Here is a 12,681-nt window from a genome sequence, read left to right as displayed (position 1 = left end):
GGCCGCTGCGCGACGTTTGTTGCTGAATCGGTGTCGGCCCGCGTTGACAAACCTTGGAAGGAGGAAGCTGCGGGGGCTTGGTTGGAGCTATGGGGAAAGCACTGATCGGCAGCTGACCGAACCTAATGTTCGTAGATACAGCAGAGGCCAGTGATGGCGCTCAAAACCATGCGCCGCGGTGATATCGGGGTCGTTGACGAGCTGCCTCGGCAGACTTTCTGTGTTTTTCCGTGCTTGGCACGAGACGACGCTTTCCCGGAATGCTGCGCAGATCGGAGCCGATGTTGACCAATTTGACGGGCACTTCGATGTATGTGCCCAAATTCTGTGTTGGCTGGAGAAGTTTTATCAGAAACTAGCTTCCAACTTACATCGTTCACGGACCAAAGATGTTCAGACTAGAGGAGCGGAAATCAAGCCGTTTCAATTTCGAATGCGTTCAAACTGCTGGACCTTGCCACCAGCTTATCCCAAGTCATTACACGTAAGGAGCCACATAGATGTTCAGGGTGTCAGCAACGGCTGCCGGTCCGCTATTTGCGAGCGTGGCGATGGTCATGTTCTCTTTGAACGACGTGGCCATGAAAGTCCTCAGTAGTGGCTATGCCTTGCACGAATTGGTGCTGATACGCTCGATTGTCGGCCTTGCCGTTGTCGTGTGCATCATGGTCCCCCTAAACGGTACACTTTCCATTCTCAAGACCCGCCGATTGGGCATGCATGTGCTCCGCGCGAGCTTTGTTGTGTTTGCGAACCTTTGCTTTTTCCTTGGCCTCGCTGTCCTGCCCTTGGCCGATGCTGTGGCAATTTTTTTCATATCGCCTTTTTTGATCATAATTGCTTCCGTCCTCTTTCTGGGCGAAGTGGTCAGACGGCGCAGATGGAGCGCAATTGCCTTCGGAATGATCGGCGTTCTGATCGTACTGCGGCCAGGAACAGAAGCGTTTCAAGTGGCTTCACTCCTACCGCTGGCCGCTGCGTTTGGCTATTCAGGTCTGCACATCATGACGCGGTTCCTGCGGGACACAGAGAACGCAGTATCGATGACATTTTACATCCAGATCGTCTTTATTGTGGTTTGCGTCGTGTTTGGTCTGCTCTTTGAAGACGGCAAACTTGCAGAGCAAAGCAACGCATCCTTGGCGTTCCTGTTTCGCGAATGGCGAGTTCCAGATACCGCCGATCTTCCCTTGATGCTGATCCTTGGCATCTTCGCGTCTATCGGGGGCTATTGCATCTCACGGGCCTATCGATTGGGTGAAGCGGCGATTGTTGCGCCGGTGGAATACCTCGTGATGCCACTCAGCATAGCATGGGGCGTATTGGTGTTTGGCACATGGCCAGACGCAGTGGCATGGTGCGGGATTGGGCTAATTCTCTCGTCAGGGCTTTACACCGTCTGGCGTGAACACCAGCTGCAGAAAACAACGGCGCATATCGTGGCGCGTTAATCTGGCGTAGTTTTAACGTACGCGAAGCGCATGTGCTTGGCAGGACCATGTCGATCGAGTGTCGTCGTGCGAATTATGCGGGGGCTGGCAGAACGTGTCTGCAAGTTCATCTTCCAACCTTAGCGACAGACATTTCGATCCCTTGGAGAACTTTTTGGACCTCTTGAGCGGTGTTGTAATGCGCTAGTCCAATCCGAACGACGCCCTCATCTTCGGGCAAATTCAGCGAACGAGTTGGCTCGTAGGCATAGTTGTGGCCATGCCATACAAAAATATTCTCATCCGACAGTTTGCGCGCGATGTCCGATGGCGCAACGTTGCTGTGCCGAATTGAAACAGTTGGCACCCTCTCGTGCATTCGGTTTGAATTTGTTATCCCATAAATCACAATGCCGGGGATCTGCTGAAGTCCTTCAATCAATTTGTTGGTCAGAGGCTCTTCATAGTCCCGCGACATTTGAAATGCTGATGCAATTAGCTCGCGACGGTTAGTAGTTTCGCCACTGAGACCGCCAATGTGCTCAAAATATGCAACGGTCGCACTTAATCCAGCCAGCAGTTCATATTGCGGCGTGCCTGCTTCGAACCTGTCTGGCGTGTCATTTGAAACGCACCGACCTTTGTAAGGATACAAAGATTGAAGTAACTCTTCGCGGCCCCAAACCAGCCCGAGGTGTGGTCCAAAAAACTTGTATGATGAACACACAAGGAAATCACAGCCGATCGCCTGGACGTCCAACAGGTGGTGAGGCGCAAATTGCACTGCATCCACAAAGACCAATGCCCCAGCGTCTTTGGCCAGCTTGGTCAAAGCTGGTATGTCGTTAACAGACCCGGTTAGGTTACTCGCGTAGTTCAACGCCACCAAGCGCGTTCTATCCGTCAGAACCGCCGCTAAGTCGTCAGGTTCGACCTGCCAAGTTTCATGGTTAAAATCGACCCAGACAATTTTAAGACCTTTGTCTTTCGCAATCTCAAACCACGGGCCCACATTGCCCTCATGCTCGACACGGCTGATCACAATCTCGTCGCCTGATTGAAAGTCCCGACAGATGCTCCGCGACAAGTGAAAAGTAAGCGATGTCATGCTTTGACCTATGATCACTTCACGCGCAGACGCAGCACCTATAAAAAGTGCTGCGTCTTCATGGGCCTCTTGCCAAACCTGATCTGTCTTGACGCTGGTGCGAAAATGCCCACCACCGTTGGACACATCGTTCAGCATATAGTGGTGAACGGCATACGCTACAGACAAAGGCACCTGTGTTCCCGCAGGATTATCGAGATAGGCGCGTGCCTGCCCATCATCAGTCAGAGCCAAAGCTGGGAACAACGAACGGATGTGCGAAATCGGAAAATTCATTAATGCTCCACTATTGTGAAAGGCGTAGTGCCTGAGATGATTTTATAATGAGGTTATGTCTGACGGCTTTGGTTTCATATCCCCTTAGGGCCGGACCGTCGGTTCACCAGCAAGTTACCCTTCAAAACCTTCGGTGACTTCAGGTATGCCACATGACGGTCATTCTGCAACGTTATCATGGCTGGGTTCGATTCATGGGCATCAAACGATTCCGCGCGGCGCAGCAACCAATTCGCCTTCCCGCACACAACATCAAACCCCGTAAGAGCCAACCAAAGCCAGTACCAGCAAGCCATGCCTAACAGCATTGTTGAGCAACGCTGCGTTTTTGACGGTGCACGCAAACACTGCGGTCGAAAACGATGTTGAGATACTATGTTTTCGATTGGTATCGCTGTTTAAGCCGTCCATATAGGGCTATGATTTCAACTTCTCTAAAATCAGTTTTACATCACGTCAAATATTTCCCTTTGTGGTCGGCGTTGACTGTTCTTCGATGGCGCGCCTTTGATTTGCGATCGCGTGGGCTGGGAACGACATTTGGTGTGATTATGCGTTGCTTTCCGCCAGCAAGACGCCGATTTGACCGTGAAGCAAAACGGGTTTTTCCCAATATGAAGCGTAGTGCACGCGCTCATCTTGGCCAAAATATGGGCAGACATATGGGGCGAACACTTTTTGAGATTTATCACGACGCTGAATTTCAAACCCAACACCACAAATTCAACGCCTCAGGCTCTGGTCTTGTTGCCCTGAAAGAAGCTCACGCGGTCGGCAAGGGCGCCATCATCGTTTCTGGTCATTTCGGCCAGTGGGAAGCTGTTCGCGCCGCTATTAAAATGCAGGGGCTTGAAAGCGGAGCTGTGTATCGGCCAAACAAGAACCGCCATTACGAACGCCGCATTTTCGCGGGAATTGAAGCAGGGGGAAAGCCAGTTTTGGCAACTGGCCGCGTGGGAACCAAGGCCCTTGTGCGACATCTTCGGGGTGGCGGTATTATTTCAATCTTATTAGATGAGAAGTATTCGGAAGGTGTGCGAATACCTTTCCTTGGTTATGATGCTTTAACGTCGCTATCAGCGGCCCAGCTCGCACTCAAATACGGCCTACCCATGATACCAGCCTATGGTACTCGCACTGAAGACGGGAACGCCTTCCACGTTGATTTCGAAGCCCCAATTCCACACACCGACAGCATTACAATGACCCATGCTTTCAATGACAGCCTATCTGCGCGGATCATGGCTGATCCAGAACAGTGGTACTGGATGTTGAGGCGTTGGGACGGTGTGTGACCTTCCTAACGTTCAGTGCGTAACCAAAGTGTTGAACAACCCTGTGTTTTGAAGTTGCACGCAAACACTGTGGTCGAAAACTATGTTGAGCTGAGATGGAGACCAGTTTTTAACAGCACTCTCTTGTCTCTAACTTAGCCAGATCCTACTAGTTGGATTGCGGACTTTCCCTTATTATTTCAGATTGATCAAATCGTAAATGACCACCAGTATTTCTTCCCATTACTCCGGTTATGCCGCTGCATGGGCCATCGTTTTTGTCTGGTCATTCTGGCTCATCGTTAGCCGGATTGCCAATGACAGTGGGCTTACAATCTATGATCTGGCCGCAATGCGATATGGGTTGGCTGCGCTGGTTGCTGTGCCACTCTGCCTTTACTACAAACCCTGGCGAGGGCTTCGCCTCACGCAGATTGCCCTGCTGTCCTTCATATTGGGGCCAGTCTATATTCTCTTCGTCTTTTCAGGCTTCCTCTATGCACCTGCTGCACATGGTGGGATATTCATGAACGGCGTACTCCCTCTTTTCAGTATTCTCTTCGGGATTGTTCTTGTCCGGACAGCACCCAGCTTGCGGCAGGTTCTGGGCGCAACGCTCATCCTGGCCTCTGCCATAGTATTGGCATGGGACGCTGTCGTAACAAGCGGCGCGAATGCATGGATTGGTGATCTATTTTTTGTGATTGGTGCCCTTTTTTTCTCATCCTTTATCGTTCTATCCGAGCGGTGGAATCTCGGAGCCATGCAGATCATCTTTTGTGGGACAGTCGTCAATGCGGTTCTCTACCTGCCAGTTTGGGCGCTTTGGCTGCCTTCAGGTCTTGCGAGCGCGCCTTTAGGCCCATTGTTGCTGCAGGCCGTATACCAAGGCTTTGTACCAAATTTAATTGGTCTACTCTTCATTGCCCATGCATCAAGGACTATTGGAAATGGGAATACATCCTCCATCCTTGCTGCGGTGCCAGGCGGTGGTGCATTGTTAGGAGTGCTGATTTTGGGTGAAAGCCTCAGCCCTATAAGCATCGCAGCACTTATCAGTTTGACGGTTGGACTGTTGATAAGTGTCCGCAGAAGGTCGCTTTGAAGTCACATCAAAGGTTAATCGCAAAGATCCGAACAATATCGACAGCAATTTTTTGAGTATGCTGTATCCTGTCCCAGCTGCGTTCTTAGTTCATACCTACAGTTTTCAGTAGTGCAGCAAGCCATGCGTAACAGAAGTGTTCAGCAACGCTGTGTTTTGAAGGTGCACGTAAACACTGTGGTCGAAAACTGTGTTCAATTACTGTGTCGCATGATTGTGTTGAGATACTGTGTTAGCACAGCAAACCCAAACACTGTGTTCAACACAGTAAATTACCCAGCCAAAAAGCTCGTGAACACACCAAAAACTGTGCAATGACTGTGCAACGAAGGGGCTATCTTCCAGTATATCAACGGATTCTATAGCCCGCGCCGCCGCCATTCATCGCTGGGGGGCAAAAGTCCCTTGGGCTTTGAACGAAAGGCTGCATAAATGAGTTGGGAGACCGGAACGTAAGCGTGACAAGATCAACTTCGAACGCACGGCCTGAAATCCATCTCGGGTAGGGCGCGTTCCGCACTTAAGTTGATCTGTGCAACACTGCCGTCAATGTCCCAGAAGGCGTTCAGCGGATGCTCCAGTGCTGTCTCGCTTTTTTTGGCCGACACCGCGGATGATCTCCCCGATCTCTGTCAACTGGACGGACAGTGGGTTCGTGGTTCGCCATACCATACCGATTGTGCGCTTGGGTGCTGGATTGGGGAACCTGACGATTGAAACATCCGATGAACGAGCCTCGAGGCTGATCCCTATCTCTGGAATGAGCGTCACGCCCATTCCAGCACCTACCATCTGTACGAGAGTTGAAAGAGAACTCCCTTCCATCAATTGTTGCGGTCGTACCTTAGAAATTTGGCACACCGACAAGGCTTGATCTCGAAAGCAATGCCCCTCTTCGAGCAATAACAATCGCATCGTCTGGAGGAGTTTGGGACTTGGGATTTGCTTCTCTGCATCCCCCTTTGGTCGAACCAGCGCAAATTCTTCTTCGAACAGCGCAAACTCCTTGAGGTTTGCTTCCGAGATAGGAAGTGCGACGACTGCGAAATCTAGAAGACCTTCCGATAAATCTTCAATCAAAGACTTCGTCTTTGTTTCGCGCACCTCAAGTTCCAATCCGGGATAGCGCTCTGAAAGAGCCAAAAGGATCTCAGGCAGTAGATAAGGGGCCACGGTTGGAATTATACCAAGCCGTAAGCGTCCAGATAAAGGATTTTTGGACGTACGCATGAGATCTTCTAGTTCTTCGACGGCCAGAAGGATCTGCCGTCCCTTACTGATAAAGTCTTTCCCCACTGTGGTCAGACGGATCCTTGGGGCACTGCGTTCGACGAGAGCAGTACCAAACACTGCTTCCAACTCTTTGACTTGCAAGGAAAGAGCTGGCTGAGAGATTGAACATGCCTCAGCGGCGCGTCCAAAGTGCTGGTAGCGGGCCAACGCATCAAAGTAGCGTAGATGCTTGAGTGTTAAATTCTTCATAGGCTCAGCTTATCGTAACAGTAAGATTATTCAATTTGAAATTATAGTGATTGGGGGTCTATACTCTCTTGGAAAGAGCCGACGTGCTGCTGTCGGTGCCAAACAGAAAAATTTGGAGAATATCATGGACGGAAACAATGTGAACGCAACAGGTGGCTGCCCGGTTATGCACGGCAGTAACACAACTGTTGAACGGCCAGTTACATCATGGTGGCCCAAGTCGCTGAACCTTGACATCCTGCACCAGCATGGCGCTCGGACCAACCCTATGGATGTGGATTACAACCATCGTGACGCTGTGAAGGCCCTGGATTACGAGGCAGTTAAGGCAGACGTTCAAGCGTTAATGACCGACAGCCAAGACTGGTGGCCAGCAGATTGGGGTCACTACGGTGGGTTGTTCATCCGTTTGGCATGGCATGCAGCCGGTTCGTACCGTCTAGGCGACGGTCGCGGAGGCGCAGGCACAGGTAACCTTCGCTTTGCTCCTCTTAACTCATGGCCGGATAATGCCAGCCTAGACAAGGCCCGCCGTTTGTTGTGGCCAATCAAGAAAAAACACGGAAACGCATTGTCCTGGGCTGACCTGATCGTTCTGTCAGGCACAATTGCCTACGATTCGATGGGGTTGAACACCTTTGGCTTCGGATTCGGTCGCGAAGATATCTGGGGCCCCGAGATCGATATCAACTGGGGCAATGATAGCGTTCTGCTTGCGCCAACCGACGAGCGCGTGACCAATATTGAAGATGCCAATAGCATGTATAACCCACTTGCTGCGTCGCATATGGGGTTAATCTACGTGAACCCTGAGGGGGTGAACGGTAACCCTAATCCAGCGTCTACCGCAAAGTATGTGCGCATGACTTTCTTGCGCATGGCGATGAACGACGAAGAGACTGCCGCATTGACGGTCGGCGGCCACACTGTCGGCAAGTGCCATGGTATGGAAGCGAATATTGGACCAGCACCCGAAGAGGCGAGTATGAGCGAGGCTGGGTTTGGCTGGAACAATCCTAATTTCAACGGCAAAGCGAACACAGCCCACACATCGGGCCTTGAGGGTGCCTGGACCACGAACCCAACCCAGTGGGACAATGGTTATCTTGACCTTCTGTTTGGTTATGAATGGGAGCTGAAAAAATCTCGCGCTGGCGCATGGCAGTGGGAGCCGGTCAATATTGCTGAAGAGCATAAGGTGCCTGATGCAAGCGACCCTTCGATCAAGCACAACCCGATCATGACAGACGCAGATATGGCGATGAAGGTTGACCCGATATACCGCGAAATTTGCGAGCGGTTTCATAAAGACCCAACGTATCTTGCTGACACTTTTTCGCGCGCTTGGTTCAAGCTTACGCACCGCGATATGGGTCCAAAAGTTAATTACTACGGTCCTGATGTGCCCCCAGAAGATCTGATTTGGCAAGATCCGGTACCAGCCGGTAATGCCGACTACGATGCAGCCGCTGTGAAAGACAAGATCGCAAACAGTGGGCTGACCGCCATCGAGATGGTGAATACGGCTTGGGACAGCGCCCGGACCTTCCGGAGTTCTGACAAGCGCGGTGGTGCCAATGGCGCACGTATCCGCCTGTCACCCCAGAAAAATTGGGAAGGTAATGAACCCATCCGCCTCGAAAAGGTTCTGGGCATCCTCGCGCCAATCGCACTGGACGCGGGTGCGTCCCTCGCGGACGTAATCGTTCTGGCTGGGAATGTTGGGCTTGAGCAGGCAATCAAGGCCGGTGGCCATATTGTTGAGGTTCCATTTGAGAAGGGCCGTGGCGACGCAACCGAAGAACAGACCGACGGAGACAGCTTTAGCGACCTTGAGCCCTTGGCTGATGGATTTCGCAACTGGCAGAAAGAAATCTACGCAGTTCGTCCCGAAGAGCTGATGCTTGACCGGGCGCAATTGCTGGGCCTCACTGCTGCGGAGATGGTAGTGCTTGTTGGTGGTATGCGGGTGCTTGGTGCCAACTATGGTGAGTCCAAACATGGCGTGTTCACTGACCGCGAAGGGACGTTGTCCACGGACTTCTTCGTCAACTTGACCAGCATGGCCTACAGCTGGCATCCGGTCGATAATGATGGGTTCTATGAACTTTGCGATCGTAAGACAGGCGCAGTCAAATGGACAGCAACCAGCGCTGACCTTGTATTCGGATCCAACTCGATCCTGCGCGCCTACGTTGAGGTTTACGCCCAAGACGACAACGCCGAAAAGTTTGTGCGTGATTTTGTAGCCGCTTGGACAAAGGTGATGATCGCTGACAGGTACGACCTCGTGGCCTGACCTAATATTTGCCCGGGCAGCCAGCTTGCCCGGGCGACGTAGTTGATCAACCGAACAAAAAGATGGTCTAGATATGGTTTGGATAAAATCTTCTTTTTATTTTTCGCTTTTGCCTCGAGCTTCTCCTGCAAATCAGGCGACAGAACCCCAGAACGTCGAGGTACTCGCGAACAGCACGCGACGCATCTTCGGGATTTATCGTCGATGCATCCCAATCTCCCTTCGGCGTTGAGTTCTGCTTTTTGGCATCTGCCTCGATTAAACTGGCATCTGCCGCAAAGAGCTGGCCACTCACCAACCCCTCCGCCATGCATCACACCACAGTCGTCTTAAACAGATGACGCAACAAATCACTGACGCGAAAGCGCCCATGCATTTGCCCAGCAGCCTGAGCGTAAACCTTGTTAATGGCTTAGTTGTGCGTGTTCAACGTTGACGCTTTGGGTTCATGGCCAATTTGCGCAACGCGCCATGCATTGAATTCCTGGATCTTTTGATGGTCGATGTTGGTAATGAATACTTTGCCAAAGAACGGAATGAAGTAGCTCTCAACGACCTTGATATAATCTTTGAATTACACAGTATGTTCGTGTGTTGGAGTTGTCAGCCAGAAAGTGTGGGTCAGCTGAAAGACAGTTAACGTCGCTTTCTTTGATGTGATTTAGTTTCGGCCTTGACATTGAAGGTTTATATCGTGATATATCGATATATGAATGTAGATAAGGTCATTTCGGCCCTCAATAACTCCACTCGCCGCCAGATCCTTGTCTGGCTCAAGAAACGCTCCAACTTCCCCCCCGCACTACCAGAGCATACTGACCTGAGCGGGGTCTGCGTTGGTTACATTCAAGAAAAGGCAGGTCTCTCGCAATCGACGATTTCCACCTACATGAAGTTGCTTAAAGACGCAGGGCTTGTTGTATCGGAGCGGCACGGCCAGTGGACGTTCTACCGTCGCGATGAAGACGTTATTGCGGCCACACTCAGCAAACTGTCAGAGGAGCTGCAATGAACGGGATCAACAAAGTGCTTGTCCTGCCAAACGGTGTTTTGCTCAAGAACCGCATTGTGAAATCTGCAATGTCAGAGGCACTTGCGGATGAGCATAACAATCCGACACAGGCCCAAATTGACCTCTTTGCACAATGGAGCGTCGGCGGAGCGGCCCTGCTGATCACTGGCAACACGCCTGTAGACAGGATGCACCTTGAACATGCTGGAAATTTTGTCTTGGACGCACATTCGGACATGAAGCAAGTGTCAGCACTTGTGGCAGCAGCTCAAAGCGGTGGGGCTAAAGTTCTTGTGCAGCTCGCCCATGCGGGGCGGCAAACACCTGAGGCGATAAATGCTCACCCAACCTCGATTTCTAATGTGAAATTGAACCTTGCTGGTTATGGTGAGCCGGTCCCTGCGACAGAAGCCGAATTTGGTATAATCATCAAGAAATTCGTGCATTCAGCGAAGCTTGCGCAAGACGCCGGATTTGATGGCATCGAAATTCATGCAGCCCACGGCTATCTGCTGAGCTCGGCCCTTTCGCCACGGATAAACACCCGCACCGATCGTTGGGGCGGCACTTTGGAGAATAGGGCGCGGTTGGCGTTGGATGTAGTCAGGGCCGTCCGCGCAGCTGTTGATCCTCGCTTTATCGTAGCAATTAAGCTGAACTCGTCCGACTTCCAAAAAGGTGGCTTTGATCACGCGGGCTCGGTTGAGGTTGCTATTATGCTGCAAGATGAGGGTGTAGATTTCATCGAAATCTCAGGTGGCAATTTTGAGGAACCAACTGCTTATCAACACACATCAAAAAATGGATCAACCAAAGCGCGTGAAGCCTATTTTCTGGATTATGCCGTCGCAATCAAGGCGGTGCTAAACATTCCGTTGATGGTCACGGGTGGGTTCAGGTCGGCAAACATCATGAACGATGCTATTGAAAATGGCAAGACTGATCTGATTGGCATGGGACGTCCATTCATTACCGAGCCAAGCTTCGCTGCAAAATTGCTCAACGGTACGATTGATAAAGCTCCTGCGATTGAGCAAGATTTCCCTCCCGCTGACACTCTTCCTCGTGGCGCAGTTCTCAGTTGGTTTTGCGCTCAGTTGGCGCTTGCCGGGAAGACGGGTCAACCCGACTTGTCGTTGTCAGTCATTGAGGGGCATGAAAGCTATATGCAGCAGATCAAGATCACGACGGACAAGTGGATCGAGACCAGACGCCAATAACATTGGATGCGCTAAGTAGTCTCCAGTGAACTCCTGAAGCGGCCATTGATGGATCGATGGCAATAGGTTGGAGTGCCCGGATAGTCCGTCTGTGTGCATTGAGCAGCGAACACCCTGCTCCCGCCCACAACGTCAAATCCAACAAAAGTCAGCATCAACAAGCCATGCGAAACAACAGTGTTCAACATCAAAGTATTTTAACGATGCACGCAAACACTGTGGTCGAAAACTATGTTGCATTATTGTGTTGAGATACTGTGTTAGCACATCAAACGGCTTTGTTGCACAAATCTCCCTAAGGTTGTGCTTCCTCTCACCCCAGACGGACTCAGCCTATGGCAACGGTACTGGATATGCCAAGAGCTATGAAGCCGTTTAGTATCGCGACGCGGATCTGGACCTACGCAACCTGGCGATCAAAGTCGCGCGGCAACAGGCATTGACCAAGCAATTTCACACAATGCATTTTCGTCTCAACGCGGCTTCGACGGTGATATCCAGTTAACTGTCGCCACAACGCTCGACCCAGATACTTTGAGGATAGCACCGCTTCGTTTCGCGCGCTGGCTCCGGGTGTGTCAGGCTTCCACAACTTCGCATTCTTGCGCGGGTTTGGGGCGTTTTGAAATTGATCCAGTGAATCAATTCAGCCCTGGACGGGCGGAGCCCTGGGGGGATTACAGCATTTGCATTGCGGGCAGAAATTGCATCATGGCATTTGCGGGTATCGTAAGCCACGTCCCCTGTGACGCTGCCTATTTCCTGGTCCGACGGGATCTGGTTGAGCAGATCAGGTAAAATAGGTGCGTCCATTGCCCGGCAGTGGTTTGTTTGCAAACCATGAAAGGGGCTGATGCTGCTACTCGTGACCTCGACTGCGCGTATTTCCAGTGTTTGCTCATCAATACCAATGTGTATCTTGCGCCAGAGGCCGCGTTTAGAACCACCCCTTGCCCAGCAACACATGCTTGCATGTGTGAGAGGAGTGCTTGCGGGCGTTCCACCTCCCTTCGCCCTCCGCTGCCCGGCAGGCGATTGCAAAGCAATCTGCAGAGAGGGGGGCTTTAATGCCCGTATTATCGATAAGCAGATGTAACGGCCTCATTGAGCCGCGATAGAGAATGGCGATCGGCAACATTCTCTTCCGTCGACACAAAGAGCTGAAGGTTGGCACTGACCAGTCAAGCCCGGCCAATTCCAGCAAGCTTTCAACGAACCCAGTCGCTTGCCTCAAACAAAGGCAAACCAAACAGCACCTTGATCGTCAGGCAAGCTTGTTTCGCCGCATCAGTATAAACCTGCTGACGTCCCCTATTGCCAGATGGTATCGCCTTCCACGCCATCCCTGCGTCAAACCAAATCGATAGCGAACTACGCTGCTTTAGGGCTTGGTTGTAGTGAGGCCAATTCCTGATCTTGTAAGTCGTCGATGTCCAGTTGCTTATTCGCTCCAGCTACCACGCTGGATTCATGTG

Annotated in this window: 8 protein-coding genes and 2 pseudogenes; 6 read left to right on the top strand and 4 right to left on the bottom strand. The window is 51.5% G+C overall.

What is annotated here, in order from left to right:
- Positions 1-500 precede the first annotated feature (500 nt).
- Positions 501-1,451 (top strand): DMT family transporter, encoded by a 951-nt coding sequence (locus tag OAN307_RS07010; protein WP_015499090.1) that lies wholly within the window; start codon positions 501-503, stop codon positions 1,449-1,451.
- 106 nt (positions 1,452-1,557) lie between these two features.
- On the opposite strand, the gene OAN307_RS07005 is transcribed toward OAN307_RS07010, so the two are convergent.
- Complete coding sequence (locus tag OAN307_RS07005) at positions 1,558-2,814, bottom strand: cysteine desulfurase-like protein (RefSeq protein WP_015499089.1); 1,257 nt, start codon at positions 2,812-2,814, stop codon at positions 1,558-1,560.
- A 419-nt stretch (positions 2,815-3,233) separates the two neighbouring features.
- Here OAN307_RS07005 and OAN307_RS06995 point away from each other — a divergent pair, with 419 nt between their 5' ends.
- Positions 3,234-4,109: a lysophospholipid acyltransferase family protein gene (locus OAN307_RS06995; RefSeq protein WP_044043354.1), complete on the top strand. Its 876-nt coding sequence runs from the start codon at positions 3,234-3,236 to the stop codon at positions 4,107-4,109.
- Positions 4,110-4,308: 199 nt separating this feature from the next.
- Positions 4,309-5,193, top strand: coding sequence for a DMT family transporter (locus tag OAN307_RS06990; protein ID WP_015499087.1), 885 nt, complete (start codon positions 4,309-4,311; stop codon positions 5,191-5,193).
- Between the two features lie 546 nt (positions 5,194-5,739).
- On the opposite strand, the gene OAN307_RS06985 is transcribed toward OAN307_RS06990, so the two are convergent.
- A complete protein-coding gene (locus OAN307_RS06985; protein WP_015499086.1) occupies positions 5,740-6,675 on the bottom strand; it encodes a hydrogen peroxide-inducible genes activator in 936 nt (311 codons plus the stop codon).
- Positions 6,676-6,799: 124 nt separating this feature from the next.
- Here OAN307_RS06985 and katG point away from each other — a divergent pair, with 124 nt between their 5' ends.
- Positions 6,800-8,974: a catalase/peroxidase HPI gene (katG, locus tag OAN307_RS06980; RefSeq protein ID WP_015499085.1), complete on the top strand. Its 2,175-nt coding sequence runs from the start codon at positions 6,800-6,802 to the stop codon at positions 8,972-8,974.
- Between the two features lie 148 nt (positions 8,975-9,122).
- Here the strand turns inward: katG and OAN307_RS31160 are convergent.
- Positions 9,123-9,347, bottom strand: a pseudogene (locus OAN307_RS31160) (IS5/IS1182 family transposase); the annotation flags it as partial.
- A gap of 336 nt (positions 9,348-9,683) precedes the next feature.
- Between OAN307_RS31160 and OAN307_RS06965 the strand changes: the two are divergent.
- Both OAN307_RS06965 and OAN307_RS06960 read left to right on the top strand, forming a co-directional pair.
- Complete coding sequence (locus OAN307_RS06965; RefSeq protein WP_044043349.1) at positions 9,684-9,986, top strand: ArsR/SmtB family transcription factor; 303 nt, start codon at positions 9,684-9,686, stop codon at positions 9,984-9,986.
- Positions 9,983-11,206: an NADH:flavin oxidoreductase/NADH oxidase family protein gene (locus OAN307_RS06960; protein ID WP_015499082.1), complete on the top strand. Its 1,224-nt coding sequence runs from the start codon at positions 9,983-9,985 to the stop codon at positions 11,204-11,206. The genes OAN307_RS06965 and OAN307_RS06960 overlap by 4 nt, the downstream gene beginning before the upstream one ends.
- Before the next feature lie 328 nt (positions 11,207-11,534).
- Here OAN307_RS06960 and OAN307_RS25995 read toward each other — a convergent pair.
- A pseudogene (locus OAN307_RS25995) lies at positions 11,535-12,651 on the bottom strand (IS5 family transposase).
- Between the last annotated feature and the right edge of the window lie 30 nt (positions 12,652-12,681).

The sequence above is a fragment of the Octadecabacter antarcticus 307 genome (assembly GCF_000155675.2).
Classification (GTDB): Bacteria; Pseudomonadota; Alphaproteobacteria; order Rhodobacterales; family Rhodobacteraceae; genus Octadecabacter; species Octadecabacter antarcticus.
Note: the sequence above shows the minus strand (reverse complement) of the source record. Positions and strands in the feature narration are given on the sequence as shown.

What these genes read in the sequence shown, in the direction of transcription:
- OAN307_RS06960 (WP_015499082.1), top strand. Translation starts at nt 9,983, where the DNA reads ATGAACGGGATCAACAAAGTGCTTGTCCTGCCAAACGGTGTTTTGCTC.
- OAN307_RS07010 (WP_015499090.1), top strand. Translation starts at nt 501, where the DNA reads ATGTTCAGGGTGTCAGCAACGGCTGCCGGTCCGCTATTTGCGAGCGTG.
- OAN307_RS06990 (WP_015499087.1), top strand. Translation starts at nt 4,309, where the DNA reads ATGACCACCAGTATTTCTTCCCATTACTCCGGTTATGCCGCTGCATGG.
- OAN307_RS06985 (WP_015499086.1), bottom strand. Translation starts at nt 6,675, where the DNA reads ATGAAGAATTTAACACTCAAGCATCTACGCTACTTTGATGCGTTGGCC.
- OAN307_RS07005 (WP_015499089.1), bottom strand. Translation starts at nt 2,814, where the DNA reads ATGAATTTTCCGATTTCGCACATCCGTTCGTTGTTCCCAGCTTTGGCT.
- katG (WP_015499085.1), top strand. Translation starts at nt 6,800, where the DNA reads ATGGACGGAAACAATGTGAACGCAACAGGTGGCTGCCCGGTTATGCAC.
- OAN307_RS06995 (WP_044043354.1), top strand. Translation starts at nt 3,234, where the DNA reads ATGATTTCAACTTCTCTAAAATCAGTTTTACATCACGTCAAATATTTC.
- OAN307_RS06965 (WP_044043349.1), top strand. Translation starts at nt 9,684, where the DNA reads ATGAATGTAGATAAGGTCATTTCGGCCCTCAATAACTCCACTCGCCGC.